Source organism: Pseudomonas sp. S32, assembly GCF_016648095.1.
Taxonomy (GTDB): Bacteria; Pseudomonadota; Gammaproteobacteria; order Pseudomonadales; family Pseudomonadaceae; genus Aquipseudomonas; species Aquipseudomonas parafulva.
Genome location: NZ_JACVVF010000014.1, coordinates 41,819 through 60,633, shown reverse-complemented (window position 1 = coordinate 60,633; position 18,815 = coordinate 41,819). Strand labels below are relative to the sequence as shown.

The following is an 18,815-nucleotide window of genomic DNA, read 5'->3' as shown; positions in this document are numbered from 1 at the left end:
CGCAGGTTCGTTTCACTCTGACTCGAGCAATGTCTGGATCCGTTTGGGGAATCATTACGCCCTTACGGGGTCCGAACAGTGCTCGCCAACCCGGCATTTGTCGCTGGCCGTTGGTTTCATGATCTGTTTTCGGCGAGGGTTGCTCGTGATTGTTAGTCCCCAAAAAGCATCAAGAATCCCTGGCGTCCGGCTACGCAAGGCGCTGATGGCCAGCGTGGCGTTGGTCGGCCTGATGAGCGCGGGCCAGCTATGGGCATTCAATCTTGACGATGTTGCAGCCAAGGCAAAGGATCTGGCCGGCCAGAAGTACGAAGCCCCCAAAAGCAACCTGCCGGCCGTGTTCCGCGACATGAAGTTCGCGGACTACCAGAAGATTCATTTCCTGCAGGAAAAGGCCGAGTGGGCCAACGACAAGACGCCGTTCAAGCTGTCCTTCTACCACCAGGGCATGCACTTCGACACGCCGGTGAAGATCAACGAGGTCACCGCCACCAAGGTCGAGGAAATCAAGTACGACCCGAGCCGGTTCGAGTTCGGCGACGTCCCGCATGACGCCGACGCCACCAAGAACCTCGGTTACGCCGGTTTCCGCGTGCTGTACCCGATCAACAAGGCCGACAAGCAGGATGAAATCATGACCCTGCTTGGCGCCAGCTACTTCCGCGTGGTCGGCAAAGGGCATGTGTACGGCCTGTCGGCCCGTGGCCTGGCCATCGACACCGCGCTGCCGTCGGGCGAGGAATTCCCGCGCTTCACCGAGTTCTGGGTCGAGAAGCCCCAGCCGGCCGACAAGCACCTGGTCATCTATGCCCTGCTGGACTCGCCGCGTTCCACCGGCGCCTACAAGCTCACCCTGCGCCCTGGCAACGACACGGTGGTAGACGTGCAATCGCGTGTTTACCTGCGTGACCACGTCAGCCGCCTGGGCATCGCACCGCTGACCAGCATGTACCTGTTTGGCCCTAACCAGCCCTCCAAGGTGCTGAACTATCGCCCGGCACTGCATGACTCCGAAGGCCTGTCGATTCACGCCGGTAACGGTGAATGGCTGTGGCGCCCGCTGAACAATCCCAAGCACTTGTCGGTCAGCAACTTCAGCGTGGAAAACCCGCGCGGTTTCGGCCTGATGCAGCGCCAGCGTGCCTTCAGCGACTTCGAAGACCTGGACGACAACTACCAGAAGCGCCCAAGCGCGTGGATCGAGCCCAAGGGTGACTGGGGCAAAGGCTCCGTCGACCTGGTGGAGATCCCGACCGCCGACGAAACCAACGACAACATCGTTGCGTTCTGGAGCCCGGAAAAACTGCCTGAGCCGGGCGAAGCCATGGACTATGCCTACCGCCTGCACTGGACCATCGACGAGCCCAAATTCCAGGCCCCTGAGTTGGGCTGGGTCAAGCAGACCCTGCGCTCCACCGGTGATGTGAAACAGTCCAACCTGATACGTCAGCCGGATGGCAGCGTTGCCTTCCTGGTCGACTTTGCCGGCCCTGCGCTGGCTGCTCTGCCGGAAGACACCCCGGTGCGCAGCCAGATCAGCGTGGGCGACAACGCCGAGGTTGTGGAAAACAACCTGCGCTACAACCCTGAAACCAAGGGCTGGCGCCTGACGTTGCGGCTCAAGGTGAAGGATGCCAATAAAGCGACCGAGATGCGTGCCGCACTGGTGCGTGATGTGCCGGTAGAGGCTGCCGCACCTGCCCAGGAAACCAAGCAGGACAAGGCTGCTGCCAAGCATGCCAAGGCCGGCAAGGCGACCAAGGCCGAACAACCTGCCGCCGAGGCGGCGCCCACCACCGGGGCCCCGGCCACCACCGAAAAGGTGCTGACCGAGACCTGGAGCTACCAGTTGCCTGCCGATGAGTAACTCAAACGCAAGGCCGGTATCGCTTGGCGAGTACCTGGCCCACCTCCCCTTGAGTGACGAGCAGCGAGCAGAGCTTGCCAGCTGCACGTCATTCAGCGAGCTGCATCAACGCCTGGCTGCCACCCCGCACGCCAGCCCTGCCGAGGCCGTGCAGGCCTCGGTGGGCTCGCGCCTGGCCGTGGGCAATGGGGCCGAGCTTGAAGACGCCGAGATGCTCAGTGTCGATGGCAGTGGCCGCCTGCGCCTGAAGATCGCCCCGCCGATCAACCGCACCAAGGTGGTGCCAGAGCCCTGGCGCACCAACGTGCTGGTGCGCCTGTGGCGGCGCATGACCGGGCGCCCCAACGCGCCGCAGCCACCCAAGCGCGAGCTGCCGGCAGCGCGTTGGCGCACAGTGGGCTCCATCCGCCGGTACATCCTGCTCACCCTCATGATCGGCCAGACCCTTGTCGCCGGCTGGTACATGAAGAGCATCCTGCCGTACCAGGGCTGGTCGTTCGTCGACCTGGACGAAGTCACCCGCCAGCCCCTGTGGGACACCGTGGTGCAGGTGTGGCCGTATGCGTTGCAGACGTCCATCCTGATCCTGTTCGGCATCCTGTTCTGCTGGGTGTCCGCAGGTTTCTGGACGGCGCTCATGGGCTTCCTCGAGCTGCTGACCGGGCGCGACAAGTACAAGATTTCCGGCAGCAGTGCCGGTAACGAGCCGATCGCTGCCGACGCGCGTACGGCGCTGGTGATGCCGATTTGCAACGAAGACGTACCCCGGGTGTTCGCCGGCTTGCGCGCCACCTTCGAGTCGGTGGCGGCCAGCGGCAACCTCGACCGTTTCGACTTCTTCGTGCTCAGCGATACCAATGACACCGACATCGCCGTGGCCGAGCAACAGGCCTGGCTGGATGTGTGCCGTGAAACCAAAGGCTTCGGCCGTATCTTCTACCGCCGCCGCCGGCGCCGGGTGAAGCGCAAGAGCGGCAACCTCGACGACTTCTGCCGCCGGTGGGGCGCCGACTACAAGTACATGGTGGTGCTCGACGCCGACAGCGTGATGAGCGGCGAATGCCTGAGCAGCCTGGTGCGCCTGATGGAGGCCAACCCGGATGCCGGTATCATCCAGACCGGGCCCAAGGCTTCTGGCATGGACACCCTGTATGCGCGTATGCAGCAGTTCGCTACCCGTGTGTATGGCCCGCTGTTCACCGCCGGCCTGCACTTCTGGCAGCTGGGTGAGTCGCACTACTGGGGGCACAACGCGATCATTCGCATGAAGCCCTTCATCGAACACTGCGCCCTGGCGCCGTTGCCCGGCAAGGGTGCGTTCGCCGGTGCGATCCTGTCCCACGACTTCGTCGAGGCAGCGCTGATGCGCCGTGCCGGCTGGGGGGTGTGGATCGCCTACGACCTGCCGGGCAGTTATGAAGAGTTGCCGCCCAACCTGCTGGACGAGCTCAAGCGCGACCGCCGCTGGTGCCACGGCAACCTGATGAACTTCCGCCTGTTCCTGGTGAAGGGCATGCACCCGGTGCACCGTGCGGTGTTCCTCACCGGGGTGATGTCGTACCTGTCGGCGCCCTTGTGGTTCCTGTTCCTGGTACTGTCCACCGCGTTGCTGGCCACCAACACGCTGATGGAGCCGCAGTACTTCATCGAGCCCTACCAGTTGTACCCGTTGTGGCCACAGTGGCACCCGGAAAAAGCCGTTGCGCTGTTCTCCACCACCATTGTGTTGCTGTTCTTGCCCAAGCTGCTCAGCGTGATCCTGATCTGGGCCAAGGGCGCCACCGAGTTCGGGGGGCGCATCAAGGTCACCCTGTCGATGCTGATGGAGATGCTGTTCTCCATGCTGCTGGCACCGGTGCGCATGATCTTCCACACCCGGTTCGTGCTGGCCGCGTTCCTGGGCTGGGCGGCGACCTGGAACTCGCCGCAGCGCGATGACGACTCTACGCCGTGGAGCGAAGCACTGCGCCGTCATGGCCCGCAAACCCTGCTGGGCTTTGCCTGGGCTGGGCTGGTGGCGTGGCTGAACCCGAGCTTCCTGTGGTGGCTGGCGCCAATCGTCGGTTCGCTGGTGCTGTCGATCCCTGTGTCGGTGATTTCCAGCCGCACGCGCCTGGGCCTGGCGGCCAAGGATGAGAAGCTGTTCCTCATCCCGGAAGAATACGCCACGCCGCAGGAGCTGCTGGCCACCGACCAGTACACCCACGAGAACCGCTGGCATGCCCTGCATGACGGCTTCGTGCGGGCCGTGGTCGACCCACGCCAGAATGCCCTGGCCTGCGCCATGGCCACCGCGCGCCACGGCCAGGCAGCGCCCATCGAAGCGTTGCGCGTTGAGCGGGTGGCCAAGGCGATGGAGGTTGGCCCGAAAGGGCTGGACCTCAACACCCGCCTGGCGTTGCTCAGCGACCCGGTGGCGTTGACCCGCCTCCACGAGCAGGTATGGGCCGAACACAATGCGGCCTGGATCGATGCATGGCGTGCGTCGATCAAGAACGACCCGCATTCGCCGCTGCTGCCGCTGCACCCGGAGAACGAAGGCCAACCGGCACTCGCCTGACAGGCCTCTTCGCGGGTAAACCCGCTCCCACAGGGTTGTGCATACACCCTGTGGGGGCAACTGTCTTCCACAAAATCCAAATGCTGGCGCAATCCTGTAGGCGCGGGTTTACCTGCGAAGCTTTTCAGGGCCCAGGCTGATTTTGGCCAACAAAGTCCCCGCCAGCTCTAGGTCCCCAGCCCACCATGCGTTAGCATCCCTCTCCGACAGTACGCAGCGGCCAGTACGGCCGTGCCAATAAAAAAGATTCGCTACTTTTATTTCCAGGGGACTTGGTGATGTTCAAGAAATACCTTTCGCGACTGCTGGTGGGTGTTACCGCCCTGGTCGCCGTGACGGCCGTACAGGCAGGCGCCATCGACGAAGCGGTCAAGCGCGGTACCTTGCGGGTGGGCATGGACCCAACCTACATGCCGTTCCAGATGACCAACAAGCGCGGCGAGATCATCGGCTTCGAGGTGGACATCCTCAAGGCCATGGCCAAGTCGATGGGCGTGAAGTTCGAGGCGGTTTCCACGGCCTACGACGGCATCATCCCAGCGCTTCTGACCGACAAGTTCGACATGATCGGCAGCGGCATGACCCTGACCCAGGAGCGCAACCTGCGCCTGAACTTCAGCGAACCCTTCATCGTCGTGGGCCAGACCCTGCTGATTCGCAAGGAGCTGGCCGGCGAGATCAAGTCGTACAAAGACCTGAACAACGAGAAGTATCGCCTCACCTCCAAGCTGGGTACCACCGGCGAAATGGTCGCCAAGAAGCTGATCGGCAAAGCCAAGTACCATGGCTATGACAACGAGCAGGAAGCGGTCATGGACGTGGTCAACGGCAAGGCGGATGCCTTCGTCTACGACGCACCGTACAACGTGGTGGCTGTGGAGAAGGCCGGTGCTGGCAAGCTGCTGTTCCTCGAAGAACCCTTCACCTACGAGCCGCTGGCCTTTGGCCTGAAGAAGGGCGACTACGACAGCATCAACTTCATCAACAACTTCCTGCACCAGATCAAGCATGACGGGACCTACGATCGTATCCACGACAAGTGGTTCAAGAACAAGGGCTGGCTGAAGGACATGGAATAAGAGGCATCCCCAGGCCGCAAGCTGCAGGTTACAGGCAGAAGCCGACCGTTTCTGCCTGCAACCTGTGGCTTGCGGCTTGCCGTTTTCTGGAGTAACCCCGTGATCAAACACAACAAAGCCCGGTGGCCCTGGCATAGCCTGACCGCGCTGGTGCTGGTGGGCCTGGCGTTCAGCCTGTACATGGCCACCTCGATGATTTCCTACGAGTGGCGCTGGAACCGCGTGCCGCAGTACTTCGCCTACCAGGCCGAAGACGTACAGCGCGCGGCCGGTTATGGCACCGTGCAGGATATCGTCGTGGCCGGCGACAACGCCCGCGTTACCCTCAAGGATGAAAACGGCGACCAGCAGGTGCTGGACGTGGCCAGGGACAGCCTGCAATTGAGCCGGGGCGACGATGTCGCCGAAGGCGACCAGATTGGTGTCACCCGCCATTGGGCTGCCGGCCCGCTGGCCTGGGGCTTGTGGACCACCTTGTGGATTTCGGTGGTGTCTGGGGCGCTAGGCCTGGTAATCGGCCTGCTCGCCGGGTTGTGCCGGTTGTCCACAAACCCCACCCTGCACGACCTGTCGACTGTCTACGTAGAGCTGGTACGCGGCACGCCGCTGCTGGTGCAGATCTTCATCTTCTACTTCTTCATCGGCACGGTGCTCAACCTGTCCCGCGAGTTCGCCGGTGTCGCCGCGCTGGCGCTGTTCACCGGCGCCTACGTGGCAGAAATTGTCCGCGCGGGTGTGCAGTCGATCGCCAAGGGCCAGAACGAAGCAGCCCGCTCGCTGGGCCTGAACGGCGCGCAGTCGATGCGGCACGTCATCCTGCCGCAGGCGTTCAAGCGTGTACTGCCCCCGTTGGCCGGGCAGTTCATCAGCCTGGTCAAGGACACCTCGCTGGTATCGGTGATCGCCATCACCGAGCTGACCAAGAGTGGTCGCGAAGCCATTACTACGTCGTTCTCCACCTTCGAGATCTGGTTCTGCGTGGCAGGCCTGTACCTGCTGATCAACCTGCCGCTGTCGCATATCGCCAGCCGGCTTGAGCGGAGGCTTGCGCAAAGTGATTGAAGTTCGTGACCTGCTGAAGGTATTCGACACCCGTGGCCACGTGGTGCGCGCTGTGGATAACGTTTCCACGCAAGTGGCCAAGGGCGAGGTAGTGGTGGTGCTGGGCCCGTCGGGGTCTGGCAAGTCCACCTTCCTGCGCTGCCTCAATGGCCTGGAGCATTTCGACCAGGGCCATGTAGCCATCGATGGGCTGCCGCTGGCTGACCCGAAAACCGATATCAACGCCTACCGCCGTGAAGTCGGCATGGTGTTTCAGCACTTCAACCTGTTCCCGCACATGACCGTGCTGGAAAACCTCTGCCTGGCACAGAAGGTGGTGCGCAAGCGCAGCAAGGCCGAACGCGAAGCCAAGGCCCGTGCGCTGCTGCAAAAGGTGGGTATTGCCGAGAAAGCCAACGAGTATCCCTCGCGGCTGTCGGGCGGGCAGCAGCAGCGGGTGGCCATTGCCAGGGCCCTGGCCATGGACCCCAAGGTGATGCTGTTCGACGAGCCGACCTCGGCGCTGGACCCGGAAATGGTCGGCGAGGTGCTGGATGTGATGAAAACCCTGGCCCTGGAAGGCATGACCATGGTTTGCGTCACCCACGAAATGGGCTTTGCCCGCGAAGTGGCGGACCGGGTGCTGTTCTTCGACCATGGCAAGCTGCTGGAAGACTCGGCGCCGGCAGCGTTCTTTGCGGCCCCGAAAGACCCGCGCGCCCAGGCGTTTCTGCGCCAGGTACTGTGAGGCCGGTGGGGGCGTGTTTATCCGCGAACGCGGAGGCAGAGCATTCGCGGGTAAACCCGCTCCCACAAGAATTGCGACGACCTCGAGTTTTTGTGTAAGACAGTTGCTCCCATACCTGGGCTGCCTCACCCCCTCAGATGTTGAAACGCCCTACCATTCCGCGTAGTTGCTGGCCGAGCTGTTCCAGCTCGCCGCTGGATTCGGCCGTCTGCTCGCTGGCGACGCTGGTCTGATCGGACGCATCGCGCACATTCAGCACGCTCCGGTTGATCTGCTCGGCCACCACGCTCTGTTGCTCGCTGGCCGTGGCGATCTGCTGGTTCATGCCCTGGATGCTCGACACCGTATCGGTGATCTGGCTTAACGCATGCCCTGCCCTGCGGCTCAGTTCCACGCTCTGTTCGGTGAGGCTCTTGCTGTTGTCGAGCAACCGGGTCACTTCATCGGTACCGTTGTGCAGGCTGTCTATCAGTTGGCCAATCTCTTCAGTCGCGGTAGACGTACGCTGGGCCAGGCCGCGTACTTCATCGGCCACCACGGCGAAGCCGCGCCCGGCTTCACCGGCCCTTGCCGCTTCGATGGCGGCATTGAGGGCCAGCAGGTTGGTCTGTTCGGACACCGACTTGATCACGTCCAGAATGCTGCCGATACGCTGGCTTTCGCCGGCCAGGTGCTGCATGGCTGCCAGGCAATGGTCCATTTGCCCTGCTAGCTGTTCGATACGACCGATGGCTTCAGCCACCACCTGGTCGCCCTCCTGGGCCTGCTGGTCAGCGTTGGTCGCGGCCATCGAGGCCTGTTCAGCGTTCTGCGCCACCTCTTGTACCGTGGCGCTCATCTGATTCATGGCGGTGGCCACCTGGTCGGTTTCTTCGCGTTGCTGGCTGATCCGCAGCTTGGTGTCCTCGCTGCTGGCGGCCAGTTGCGTAGCAGCCTGGGACAGTTGCCCCACACCCTTGTCGATGCCGCCAATCAGCTCGCGCAGGCTCAGGGTCATTTCGCGCATGCTGGTCTGCAACTGGCCCATCTCGTCACGCCGCTGCACGGTTTCTACCTGGCTCAGGTCGCCTTTGGCGATGCGCGCCGCCACCACCAGGGTCTGGCGCAGCGGCTGGGTGATCTGCAGGGTAATCAGCCACCCGGCAATCACCCCCACTACCAGTGCCAGCAGGGCGACGCTGGTAAGCAGTGAGCGCGCAGCCAGCGCCTCACGGTCCCGCTGCTCCACCTTACGCTTGCCCAGCTCCAGGCTGACCGCGCGCATTTCGTCGCCTTTTTTCTCCATGCTGTTCTGCAGTTGCTCGGCGCGTACAGCTGCACGCCTGTATTGCTCGAGGGCAGCCCGATACCTGGCCAGCTCGCTGCCTGGCAGCTCCGTCACGGTGCGGGGCAGGCCCAGTGGTGCCACGGCCTTGATCAACTGGCCAAGGCTGCTGTCAGCGGCGTCCAGCGCCTTGTCGCCCACCTTGGCGAAATCCTCCATGGGCGAAAAGGTGTAGGCGGGCATCAGGCTCTGCTGGTTGGCGCTTTCCACATGGCGGCTGAGGGTGTCCATCATGCCCAATACGCCGCCTTGCTGGCCGTCCGCTGGCATCTTCAGCAGGGCCTGGGTTTCCAACTCGTCGATGGCAGCATTGAGCCGCTCCTGTTGCGCCTGCATGGCTTCACGCAGTGTGCTGCGGCTGGCCGTTGTACGTTGCAGCTCGGCAAAATCGCCGCGCAGTTGCTGCAGCAGGGCGAGTTTATCCGTGAGGATCTGCCGCGATTCTTCCACGCTGCTGCGTTGTTGCAGGGTAGTCAGCATGGTGTCCAGCTGCTCCAGAATGCTGGCGATGCGTGCCTTGCTGGTGTCGTCGTTCAGCACACGGTAAGTGATGCGTTCAGCGCGCAGGTCCTTGGTCAGGTCGTTGATGCGGCCTATTTCGCTGAGCTGCTGTGAGCGGACAATCGCGCCATCGAGGGCGCGCCATCCGCTGATGGTGGTGATCAGCGTCAGCAGCAGGACCACGGCAAAGCCGAGGGCCAGCTTGGCTGCGACGCTGATATTGCCGAGCTTGCGGTTCAGGTAGCCGAGCATGGTGAGTCTCCGTTCGGTTGGAAAGGGGATGCAGGCGCTTTGCGCGCATCACACCCTTGCCAATCGGCGGAGCAGGTGTAGGACTTGACCTGATAATCAGGTAGGAAACTTCACCCTGTGCTGTACGAAGAATTACCTATGCTCGTTGCCGGATCATAGCCTGAACCGGCCTACCAAACCCTGCAGGTGCGTGCCCAACCGCGCCAGCTCCACGCTGGAACTGGCCGTCTGCTCACTGGCCGACGAGGTCTGGTCGGAGATATCGCGCACATTGATCACGCTGCGGTTGATTTCCTCGGCAACGGCGGTCTGTTCTTCGGCGGCTGTGGCAATCTGCTGGTTCATGGCCTGGATCGACGACACGGTGCGGGTGATGGTATCCAGCGAAGTGCCGGCGCGGCGGGTCAACTCCACACTGTTGTCAGTCAACTGGCGGCTGTTGTCCATCACGCTGGCCACGCGCTGGGTGCCGCTTTGCAGGCCGGCGATCAACTCTTCGATCTCTTCGGTCGACTGCTGGGTACGTTGCGCCAGGCTGCGTACTTCGTCGGCCACCACGGCGAACCCGCGCCCGGCTTCACCGGCCCGGGCTGCCTCGATGGCCGCATTGAGTGCCAACAGGTTGGTCTGCTGGGCCACCGACTTGATCACATCCAGCACGCTGCCGATCTTGTCGCTCTCGCCCTTGAGCTGGCTCATGGCCTCGCTGGAGTTCACCACTTCACGGGCCAGGCGCTCGATCTGCGCCACCGCCTCGTTCACCACCCGGTCCCCTTCACGGGCCTGCTGGTCGGCCATCAGGGCGGCCTCCGAGGCCTGCTCGGCATTGCGCGCCACTTCGTGCACGGTGGCGGTCATCTGGTTCATGGCGGTGGCGACCTGGTCGGTCTCGACCTTCTGGTTGCTGACGCCGGCACTGGTCTGCTCGGTCACTGCAGACAGCTCCTCTGCCGCACTGGCGATCTGGGTAACACCGTCGCCAATGCCGCCAATCAGCTCGCGCAGGCCGCGGGTCATGCGCTGCACGCTGGCTTGCAACTGGCCCAGTTCGTCACCGCGAGGGCGCTGCTCGTCCAGGGTGAGGTCGCCGCTGGCTACGCGTTCGGTACTGCGCAGCACCTCGCGCAGGGGCACGATGATCTGCCTGGTGATAGCCCAGGCAGCCAGCAAACCCAGGGCCAGCGCCAGCACGGTGGCCACGGCCAGCAGCACTTTGGCCTGGGCGGCGGCTGCGTCACGCACGGCTGTCTGCGAGGTGGTCATGGCCTGGCTGGTCTGCATCAGCACGGCGCCTTGTTCGACCATGCCCTGCAACGCCTGGGCACTGGCCGCCTGGGCCTGGCGGAACTGCAGCACCGCATCGCGGTAGCCGCCCATGGCGGTCGCAGCGTCGTCCAGGCCAGCGGCGTATTCGGCCGGCAGCCTGGCCGGCAGTGCGCGCAGCTCTGTCACCGCCTGGTCGATGGCCTTGAGCGCGGTTTGTTGGTACTCGGCATTGCCGCTGTAGGTGTAACCGCGCACCTGGAAGCGCGCCTGCTGCAGCAGGCTGCTGACCGTGACCACCTGGTTGTACGGGGTAATGTCACCGGCTTCGAGCAACCGCTGTTGCACGCGGCCGATCAGCTCCACAGCCTTGTCGGCACTATCGCCCAGTACCTGGCGGCTGGCTTCGCGGCGCTGGCCGGCCTGTTTCAACGCGACGAAGGCCTGCTGATAACCGGCAACCGCATCGCGCTGCTGCTCCAGGCGCTGGTGGTCGGCGGGCTGCTCGATCTGCCCCAGCATCAACTGCACCTGCCGGTCGAGGTTGGCCAGGGCCTTGTCCAGCTCGCCTATGGAGGCCTCGTCGCGCTGGCGCTCGTACTGCTGCCGGGCGATGCGCAGTTCTTGTGTGTATTGCTGGATCAGCGAGATGTTGCCCAGCTTGTCACCGCGGCCAATGATGCTGTCCATGCCGTGCCAGCCAGTCAGGGTAGTGCTCAGCGTCAACAGCAGGACCAGGCCGAAACCTAGCCCCAGTTTGCGGATGACGCTCACGTTTCCCAGTAGCTGGGTTAACCATCGATTCATAGGTAACTCCCTGGCGGCTTGGCAGCACGATTCATTGTTGTTGCCAAGGCCATCGGCCCGGGAGAGGGAAACTTGATGGTGGAAAATGCTGACTAACTTGTCAGAAAATTCGCGACAAGAGCGCGGTGACCGCCGTTTCCACCCGCAGTATGCGATCCCCCAGTTGCACCGGCGCCAGGCCGGCGTTGGCAAGCAGGTCGACCTCGTAGGGTATCCAGCCGCCCTCCGGGCCGATGGCCAGGGTCACTGCTTGTTCCACTGCCCGTGGGCAGGCGGGGTAGGGGCCGGGGTGGCCGACCAGCCCGAGGGTGCCGGCTGCGATGGCGGGCAGGCGATCTTCCACGAACGGCTTGAAGCGCTTTTCGATGATGACCTCAGGCAGAACGGTGTCACGTGCCTGTTCCAGCCCCAGTATCAGGTTCTCGCGAATGGCGTCAGGGTGCAGGAACGGCGTTTGCCAGAAGCTCTTCTCGACCTTGTAGCTGTTCACCAGAATGAGCCTGGGCACGCCCAGGGTGGCAACTGTCTGGAACAGCCTGCGCAGCATTTTCGGGCGCGGCACGGCCAGCACCAGGGTCAGCGGCAGTTTGGCCGGCGGCGGCTGGTCGAAGCTGACCTCAAGCTCAGCCTCGTGCGGCGCCAGCCGCACCACCGTGGCCTTGCCCATCATGCCGTTGATGCGGCCCACGCGCAGCGAATCACCCTCCACCACGCGGTGGATGTGCTGCATGTGGGTAAAGCGCCGGTCGGCGAGTACCACACGGTCGGCCGACACGAAGCCGGCCTCCTCAAGCAGCAACAGGTTCACGGTTGGGTCGCAGGCGGCTGGTCTTGGTGGTCGCCTGCGTCTGGCTCACCTGCGCTTCGCTTGCGAATCAGGCTGCCGCACAGCACGCCGATTTCGAACAACAGCCACATGGGCACTGCCAGCAGCGTTTGGGAGAAGATGTCGGGCGGTGTCAGCACCATGCCCACCACGAAGCAGCCGATGATCACGTAGGGGCGGATCTTTTTCAGGTACTTCACATCCACGACGCCGATCCACACCAGCAGCACCACGGCCACGGGGATTTCGAAGGCCACGCCGAAGGCGAAGAACAGCGTCATCACGAAGTCCAGGTAGCTGGCGATGTCGGTCATCATCGACACGCCTTCTGGGGTCGCACTGGCGAAGAAGCCGAATATCAGCGGAAACACCAGAAAATACGCAAAGGCCATGCCGGCATAGAACAGCAGGATGCTGGAAATCAGCAGCGGGATGGCGATGCGCTTTTCGTGACGGTACAGGCCCGGCGCGATAAAGCCCCAGATCTGCTGCAGGATGAACGGGATCGCCAGGAACAGCGACACGATCATGGTCAGCTTGAACGGGGTGAGGAACGGCGAAGCCACGTCGGTGGCGATCATCGTGGCGTTGGCCGGTAAGTGGTCACGCAGCGGCGCCGACACCAGGGTGTAGATCTGCTGGGCGAAGGAGAACAACCCGGCAAAAATCAGGAAAATGACCGCCACGCAACGCAGCAAGCGGGTGCGCAGTTCGGTAAGGTGCGAAACCAGCGGCATGGGCTGATCGTGTTCCGGGTTCTCGCTCATGGTACTCGCGGCGGTTGTGGCGGTTCGGAGGGTGTGGCCGGGGCGGCCGGCGGCTCGCTGGGCTTGGGTTCCAGGCCCGCAGGTGGCTGCACCGTGGCGGTGGTGACCGTGGGCTGCGTGGGTGTCGCGTTCGGGTTGAGGATGCGCTTGGCTTCCTCTTCCATCTGCAGAATGTGCTCGTTATGCAGCTGGCGACGGATATCGTCGGCGCCGATTTCGCGCTCAACTTCCATCTTGATGCTGTTGAAACTGCGCTTTAGGCGGCCTATCCACAGGCCGGCCGTGCGCGCCGCCCCGGGCAGGCGCTCGGGGCCGAGCACCAGCAGCGCGACCAGGCCGACGAGCAGCAGCTCGCTGAAACTGATGCCGAACATAGGTCAGTCTTTCCGCTGCGGCTCGTGGACCGGCTGTGCCTGACCATCGATGGTATGGCCCTGGTTGGCCTGGGCGGTGTTCTGCACCGGCTGCACCGGGGGAACAGGCTGGGCTGGCGGTGGCGTAGGCTCGGCCGGCTTGTTCTCTTCTTCGCTCATGGCCTTGCGGAAGCCCTTGATCGACTCGCCCAGGTCGCTGCCGAAGTTCTTCAGCTTCTTGGTGCCGAAGACCAGCACCACGACGACCAGCAGGACGATCCAGTGTTTCCAGTCAAAGATACCCATTTCGTACTCCTGAACAATGTGTATTGGCCCTGTACGGGCCGTGTTTCCGTCAGGCAGACGGCTGGCGCGCGGCCTTCTCGTCGTGCCCGGACAAGCCGAAGCGCCGCTCCAGTTCATCCAGCACAGCCTGGGGGTGCTGGCCCAGGGCACTGAGCATCACCAGGCTGTGAAACCACAGGTCGGCTGTTTCGTAGATGACATCGCTGCAGTCTTTGCTGATGGCGGCGTCCTTGGCGGCGATGATGGTTTCCACCGACTCTTCACCGAGCTTTTCAAGGATCTTGTTCAAACCCTTGTGGTACAGGCTGGCCACGTAGGAGCTGTCTGGAGCCGCTTGCTTGCGTTCTTCCAGCACTTCGGCCAGGCGGTTGAGGGTGTCGCTCATGTCAGTGTCCTGCGCTGTAGATGGCATCGGGGTCTTTCAGGACCGGGTCGACGGTTTTCCACTGGCCGCCTTCATACACGCGGTAGAAGCAGCTCTCGCGACCGGTATGGCAGGCAATATGGCCCAGTTGCTCGACCATCAGGATGATCACGTCGGCATCGCAGTCCAGGCGCATTTCATGCAGCTTCTGCACGTGGCCGGACGCCTCACCCTTGCGCCACAGCTTGCCACGCGAACGCGACCAGTAGATAGCCCGTTCCTCGGCGGCCGTCAGGGCCAGCGCTTCGCGGTTCATCCAGGCCATCATCAGTACGCGTCCGGTCTTGTGGTCCTGGGCGATGGCCGGTACCAGGCCATCGCTGTTCCACTTGATCTCGTCCAGCCAGTCTTTCATCGTTGACTCCAAAGCCGGCCCGTTTCTGTCCCGGGCCCTTGCGCTAGTGTGCCAGCCGCAGGCGCGGCTGGCTATTGGCGCACGACCAGGTAAAGGCCTGCGGCCAGCATCAGCCAGGCCGGCCACGCCGCAGGGGCCGCCAGGCTGCCGGCCTGGGCCGCAGTGGCAGCCAGCACCGCCCCGCCGCCCAACAGGCCAGCACCCAACAGCCGCAGCGCCCAGTGGTCACCCTGGCGGCGCCGCTCAGGCAATTGTGGGTCGTGCAGGTGCGGTTGCGAGAGCCGTTCCAGCAGGTCGCGGGTCATGTTGGCCAGGTGCGGCAGCTGTTCGACCTGGCTATGCAGGTTGCCGAGCACGGCCTTGGGGCTCATGCGGTCGCGCATCCAGCGTTCCAGGTAGGGCTTGGCAGTGCTCCACAGGTCCAGCTCGGGGTAAAGCTGGCGACCCAGGCCCTCGATGTTGAGCAAGGTCTTTTGCAGCAGCACCAGTTGCGGCTGCACTTCCATGTTGAAGCGGCGCGCGGTCTGGAACAGGCGCATCAATACCTGGCCGAACGAAATGTCCTTCAACGGCTTTTCGAAGATGGGCTCGCACACCGTACGGATTGCTGCTTCGAATTCGTTGACCTTGGTGTTGGCAGGCACCCAGCCGGAGTCGATGTGCAACTGGGCGACACGGCGGTAGTCGCGCTTGAAGAAGGCGATCAGGTTACGCGCCAGGTAGTCCTGGTCCTCGTCGGTCAGGCTGCCGACGATGCCGCAGTCGATGGCGATGTACTTCGGGCTCCACGGCTTGACGGTGCTGACGAAGATGTTGCCCGGGTGCATGTCGGCGTGGAAGAAACTGTCCCGGAACACCTGGGTGAAGAACACCTCCACACCCCGTTCGGCCAGCATCTTCATGTCGGTGCCCTGGTCGGCCAGGGTGGCCATGTCGGTGACCGGCACGCCGTAGATGCGCTCCATCACCAGCACCTTGGGGCGGCACCAGTCCCAGTACACCTGGGGCACGTACATCAGGTCGGAGCCTTCGAAGTTGCGCCGCAGCTGGCTGGAGTTGGCCGCCTCACGCAGCAGGTCGAGCTCGTCGTAGATGGTTTTTTCGTAGTCGCACACCACGTCCACCGGGTGCAGGCGGCGGGCATCGGCAGAGATGCGCTCGGCGCCCTTGGCGATCAGGAACAGCCAGGCGATATCGGCGGCGATTATCGGTTTAAGGCCGGGGCGCACCACCTTTACGACCACTTCTTCACCGCTTTTCAGGCGTGCGGCATGCACCTGGGCCACCGAAGCAGACGCCAGGGGCTCCACGTCGAAACGGCTGAACACCTCGGCAACCGTGGCGCCCAGTTGTGCCTCGATCAGTGCCACGGCCTTCTGCGGGTCGAAGGGCGGTACCCGGTCCTGCAACAGCATCAGCTCGTCGGCGATGTCGGTGGGCAGCAGGTCGCGGCGGGTAGATAGCAGCTGGCCGAACTTGATGAAAATAGGCCCCAGGTCCTGCAATGCCAGGCGCAGGCGTGCGCCGCGGCTGAGCTCGCTGGCGCGGCGGGGCAGCCAGCGCCAGGGCATCAGCAGGCGCAGGCTCATCAGCCACCAAGGCAGCGGGTAGTCGAACAGCAGGTCGTCCAGCCGGTACCGGATGACGACACGCTGAATACGGAAAAGACGGCGGACGGCGAGCAACTTCATGCGTTATCGCTGGTATCAAGGGATCGGGAGAGGCGTTTGAGGCGCGCCTCGAGGCGTTCGGTGTCGAGCTTCAGGGTGTCTATTTCGCTGAAGGCCGCTTCGGCCTCGCGCTTGCCCACCAGTGTACGTGACTCTTCTGCCAGGTATTCGGACAGGCTCTGGCTCAAGCGGGCCAGGCTCTGGCGTGTCCAGCGAGCACGCAGGCGAACATGGCCTGCAAGCAGCGCGGTGGGCACGGGGCCCAGCCAGTTCTGCAGCTCGTGTTCCCAGTCCAGTTCCAGATCCTGGAGGATGCCGAACAGGTCGAGCAGTGCAGCGGTATCACCGTGCAGCTCCACCTGAGGGCTATGCAGCACGGCGGTTTTGTCCCGGGCCAGGGCCAGTTGGGCTAGGCTGGCGGCGGGGGCGCGCAGGGTGCAGTCAACACTGCCTTCCCAACTGCTGGCGAGCATCAGCCCCTGCTCGTCCGGCAGGATGAACACCTGCAAGGCCGGTTGGCGGCAGTCGATCTCGATGACCTTGCCCTCCAGTGCAGCCAGACGCGGCATGGCCGTGCTGTCCATGCGCAGGATGCGGTTGAGCCCGTGCTCCACGCTGGCGAGCAGCCCGGCCAGCAGCATCAGGGTTTGATCCCCCGGTGCACGGCAACGATACCGCTGGTCATGTTGTGGTAGGTAACGCGGTCAAAGCCGGCTGCAACCATCATTGCCTTGAGGGTTTCCTGGTCCGGGTGCATGCGGATGGACTCGGCCAGGTAGCGGTAGCTTTCCGAATCGTTGGTGATCAGCTTGCCGGCCAGCGGCATGAAGGCGAACGAGTAGGCGTCGTAGGCCTTGGACATGAATTTGTTGGTCGGTTTGGAGAATTCCAGCACCAGCAGCCGCCCGCCAGGCTTGAGCACCCGCAGCATCGAGCGGATGGCGTCTTCCTTGTGGGTGACGTTGCGCAGGCCGAAGGCGATGGTCACGCAGTCGAAGTGGTTGTCGGGGAAGGGCAGCTTTTCGGCATCTGCCTGGACGAACTCGATGTTGCCTGCCACGCCACGGTCGAGCAGGCGGTCGCGACCCACCTTGAGCATCGATTCGTTGATGTCAGCCAATACAACCTGGCCAGTCGGGCCGACCAGGCGCGAGAACTTGGCCGCCAGGTCCCCCGTGCCGCCGGCGATGTCCAGCACGCGGTTGCCGGTGCGTACGCCCGACAGTTCGATGGTGAAGCGCTTCCAGAGGCGGTGCATGCCGCCGGACAGCACGTCGTTCATCAGGTCGTACTTGGCGGCTACCGAATGGAACACTTCGGCGACTTTTTTCGCCTTCTGGCTTTCAGGCACGTCCTGATAGCCAAAATGGGTGGTGGGTTCGGCGTGGTCGCCTTTGCGCTGGTCGTTCATATCGCTTCACCGAAAAAAATTACCGCCATTCTAGGGCGAACGCGCGGATTTGTCTTGGCGGGGTGTGCCGTTGGGCAGGGGCGGGCATAATGCCAATTATGTCTACATCTCCAGGAACACCTGCATGACCCAGATCAGCGTCGAACGCAAACACACCCTCGGCCGTGAGGCCGCCCGTGCCAAGGCGCAGGCGCTGGTCGACAAGCTCAGCCGCGAGTACGACTTGAAGGCCACCTGGAACGGCGACCGGGTCGATGTGGCCCGCAGTGGCGCCAACGGTAGTGTGCACATTGGTGAAGACAGCATTCGTGTCGACCTGAAGCTGGGCATGATGCTGTCGATGATGAGCGGCACCATCAAGGGCGAGATCGAACGCGCCCTGGACAAGGCACTGGTGTGAGTCAGCGTGCGCATGTGCCGTTCACCTTAGGGTGACGTTTCTAAATTCACCTCCTACCTTGATGGTTTGGCCCACGGTTACGACGCACGGGTACGTGGCGCCTTGAAGCGCCTGGGTATTGCGTCTACACCTTCCGTTGAGGCGCGCGTAAACCACAAGGAGAGCAGGATGGCTGGCAAGAAGAACGCTGAAAAAGACGGTAGCTCCTGGGTCGGGGGGGTTGAGAAGTACTCCCGCAAGATCTGGCTGGCGGGGCTGGGCATCTATTCCAAAATCGATCAGGACGGCCCCAAGCTGTTCGACTCGCTGGTCAAGGATGGTGAGAAGGCCGAAAAGAAGGCCAAGAAAGCTGCCGATGACGTGGCCGACTCCGCCAAGTCGTCTGCTTCTTCGCGTGTGGCAGGGGTGAAGGACCGGGCCCTGGGCAAATGGAGCGAACTGGAAGAGGCCTTCGACAAGCGCCTGAACAGTGCAATCTCGCGCCTGGGTGTGCCAAGCCGCAATGAGATCAAGGCCCTCCAAGGCCAGGTAGAGGCCCTTACCAAGCAGATCGAGAAGCTCACCGGCGCTTCGGCCAAGCCAGCTTCTACCCGTGCCGCTGCCGCCAAACCGGCTTCCGGCACTGCCGCCAAGCCACTGGCCAAGGCCACAGCGGCCAAGCCTGCGACCAGGACGGCGGCGGCCAAACCTGCAGCCGCCAAGCCGGCTGCTGCAAAAACCACCGCTGCGAAAAAGCCTGCAACCCGAAAAGCCCCGGCCAAGCCAGCGGCTGCCCCGGCGGCATCTACCACCACGGCGTCCGCTGCCGCTGGCGATGGCCCACAGGCCTGACGCAAGTCAGTTTGTATGGAGTGACCGGGG

At 63.3% G+C, this 18,815-nt stretch carries 18 protein-coding genes and 1 pseudogene; 7 read left to right on the top strand and 12 right to left on the bottom strand.

Annotation, left to right across the window (positions count from 1 at the left end):
- Positions 1–145: 145 nt before the first annotated feature.
- The 5 genes from IAE38_RS10280 to IAE38_RS10260 all read left to right on the top strand — a co-directional run bounded on the left by IAE38_RS10280 (position 146) and on the right by IAE38_RS10260 (position 7,295).
- On the top strand, positions 146–1,867 hold the full coding sequence (locus IAE38_RS10280) for a glucan biosynthesis protein G (RefSeq protein ID WP_211230851.1): 1,722 nt from the start codon (positions 146–148) through the stop codon (positions 1,865–1,867).
- On the top strand, positions 1,860–4,427 hold the full coding sequence (gene mdoH, locus IAE38_RS10275) for a glucans biosynthesis glucosyltransferase MdoH (protein ID WP_201217456.1): 2,568 nt from the start codon (positions 1,860–1,862) through the stop codon (positions 4,425–4,427). The genes IAE38_RS10280 and mdoH overlap by 8 nt, the downstream gene beginning before the upstream one ends.
- Before the next feature lie 278 nt (positions 4,428–4,705).
- The gene (locus IAE38_RS10270) at positions 4,706–5,506 is read left to right on the top strand and encodes a transporter substrate-binding domain-containing protein (protein ID WP_201164254.1); all 801 of its coding nucleotides are present in this window, start codon (positions 4,706–4,708) and stop codon (positions 5,504–5,506) included.
- 99 nt (positions 5,507–5,605) lie between these two features.
- Positions 5,606–6,568: an amino acid ABC transporter permease gene (locus IAE38_RS10265; RefSeq protein WP_201164253.1), complete on the top strand. Its 963-nt coding sequence runs from the start codon at positions 5,606–5,608 to the stop codon at positions 6,566–6,568.
- Positions 6,561–7,295: an amino acid ABC transporter ATP-binding protein gene (locus IAE38_RS10260; RefSeq protein ID WP_201164252.1), complete on the top strand. Its 735-nt coding sequence runs from the start codon at positions 6,561–6,563 to the stop codon at positions 7,293–7,295. The genes IAE38_RS10265 and IAE38_RS10260 overlap by 8 nt, the downstream gene beginning before the upstream one ends.
- Before the next feature lie 133 nt (positions 7,296–7,428).
- Here the strand turns inward: IAE38_RS10260 and IAE38_RS10255 are convergent, their stop codons facing one another.
- From IAE38_RS10255 to ubiE, 12 genes and pseudogenes are all read right to left on the bottom strand, one after another.
- Positions 7,429–9,372: a methyl-accepting chemotaxis protein gene (locus IAE38_RS10255; RefSeq protein WP_201217454.1), complete on the bottom strand. Its 1,944-nt coding sequence runs from the start codon at positions 9,370–9,372 to the stop codon at positions 7,429–7,431.
- A gap of 153 nt (positions 9,373–9,525) precedes the next feature.
- A complete protein-coding gene (locus tag IAE38_RS24290) occupies positions 9,526–10,239 on the bottom strand; it encodes a methyl-accepting chemotaxis protein (RefSeq protein ID WP_442967446.1) in 714 nt (237 codons plus the stop codon).
- A 141-nt stretch (positions 10,240–10,380) separates the two neighbouring features.
- Positions 10,381–11,325, bottom strand: a pseudogene (locus IAE38_RS24285) (methyl-accepting chemotaxis protein); the annotation flags it as partial.
- Positions 11,326–11,542: 217 nt separating this feature from the next.
- Positions 11,543–12,250: a 16S rRNA (uracil(1498)-N(3))-methyltransferase gene (locus IAE38_RS10245; RefSeq protein WP_201217451.1), complete on the bottom strand. Its 708-nt coding sequence runs from the start codon at positions 12,248–12,250 to the stop codon at positions 11,543–11,545.
- Positions 12,247–13,035 (bottom strand): twin-arginine translocase subunit TatC, encoded by a 789-nt coding sequence (gene tatC / locus IAE38_RS10240; RefSeq protein WP_028631948.1) that lies wholly within the window; start codon positions 13,033–13,035, stop codon positions 12,247–12,249. The genes IAE38_RS10245 and tatC overlap by 4 nt, the downstream gene beginning before the upstream one ends.
- Positions 13,032–13,409 carry a Sec-independent protein translocase protein TatB gene (gene tatB / locus IAE38_RS10235; protein ID WP_028631947.1) on the bottom strand — a complete coding sequence of 126 codons (378 nt, stop codon included), beginning with the start codon at positions 13,407–13,409 and terminating at the stop codon, positions 13,032–13,034. Before tatB ends, tatC begins: the two co-directional genes overlap by 4 nt.
- Positions 13,410–13,412: 3 nt before the next feature.
- The gene (locus tag IAE38_RS10230) at positions 13,413–13,694 is read right to left on the bottom strand and encodes a twin-arginine translocase TatA/TatE family subunit (RefSeq protein ID WP_028631946.1); all 282 of its coding nucleotides are present in this window, start codon (positions 13,692–13,694) and stop codon (positions 13,413–13,415) included.
- 49 nt (positions 13,695–13,743) lie between these two features.
- On the bottom strand, positions 13,744–14,079 hold the full coding sequence (locus IAE38_RS10225) for a phosphoribosyl-ATP diphosphatase (RefSeq protein WP_028631945.1): 336 nt from the start codon (positions 14,077–14,079) through the stop codon (positions 13,744–13,746).
- Between the two features lies 1 nt (position 14,080).
- A complete protein-coding gene (gene hisI, locus IAE38_RS10220) occupies positions 14,081–14,473 on the bottom strand; it encodes a phosphoribosyl-AMP cyclohydrolase (protein ID WP_201164247.1) in 393 nt (130 codons plus the stop codon).
- A 71-nt stretch (positions 14,474–14,544) separates the two neighbouring features.
- The gene (gene ubiB / locus IAE38_RS10215) at positions 14,545–16,164 is read right to left on the bottom strand and encodes a ubiquinone biosynthesis regulatory protein kinase UbiB (RefSeq protein WP_201217449.1); all 1,620 of its coding nucleotides are present in this window, start codon (positions 16,162–16,164) and stop codon (positions 14,545–14,547) included.
- Complete coding sequence (locus tag IAE38_RS10210) at positions 16,161–16,784, bottom strand: ubiquinone biosynthesis accessory factor UbiJ (RefSeq protein ID WP_201217447.1); 624 nt, start codon at positions 16,782–16,784, stop codon at positions 16,161–16,163. The genes ubiB and IAE38_RS10210 overlap by 4 nt, the downstream gene beginning before the upstream one ends.
- Positions 16,784–17,554, bottom strand: coding sequence for a bifunctional demethylmenaquinone methyltransferase/2-methoxy-6-polyprenyl-1,4-benzoquinol methylase UbiE (gene ubiE / locus IAE38_RS10205; RefSeq protein ID WP_028631941.1), 771 nt, complete (start codon positions 17,552–17,554; stop codon positions 16,784–16,786). Before ubiE ends, IAE38_RS10210 begins: the two co-directional genes overlap by 1 nt.
- Positions 17,555–17,678: 124 nt before the next feature.
- Between ubiE and IAE38_RS10200 the strand changes: the two genes are divergently transcribed.
- Positions 17,679–17,954 (top strand): polyhydroxyalkanoic acid system family protein, encoded by a 276-nt coding sequence (locus IAE38_RS10200; protein ID WP_028631940.1) that lies wholly within the window; start codon positions 17,679–17,681, stop codon positions 17,952–17,954.
- Between the two features lie 168 nt (positions 17,955–18,122).
- A complete protein-coding gene (locus IAE38_RS10195; protein WP_028631939.1) occupies positions 18,123–18,785 on the top strand; it encodes a phasin family protein in 663 nt (220 codons plus the stop codon).
- Positions 18,786–18,815 lie beyond the last annotated feature (30 nt).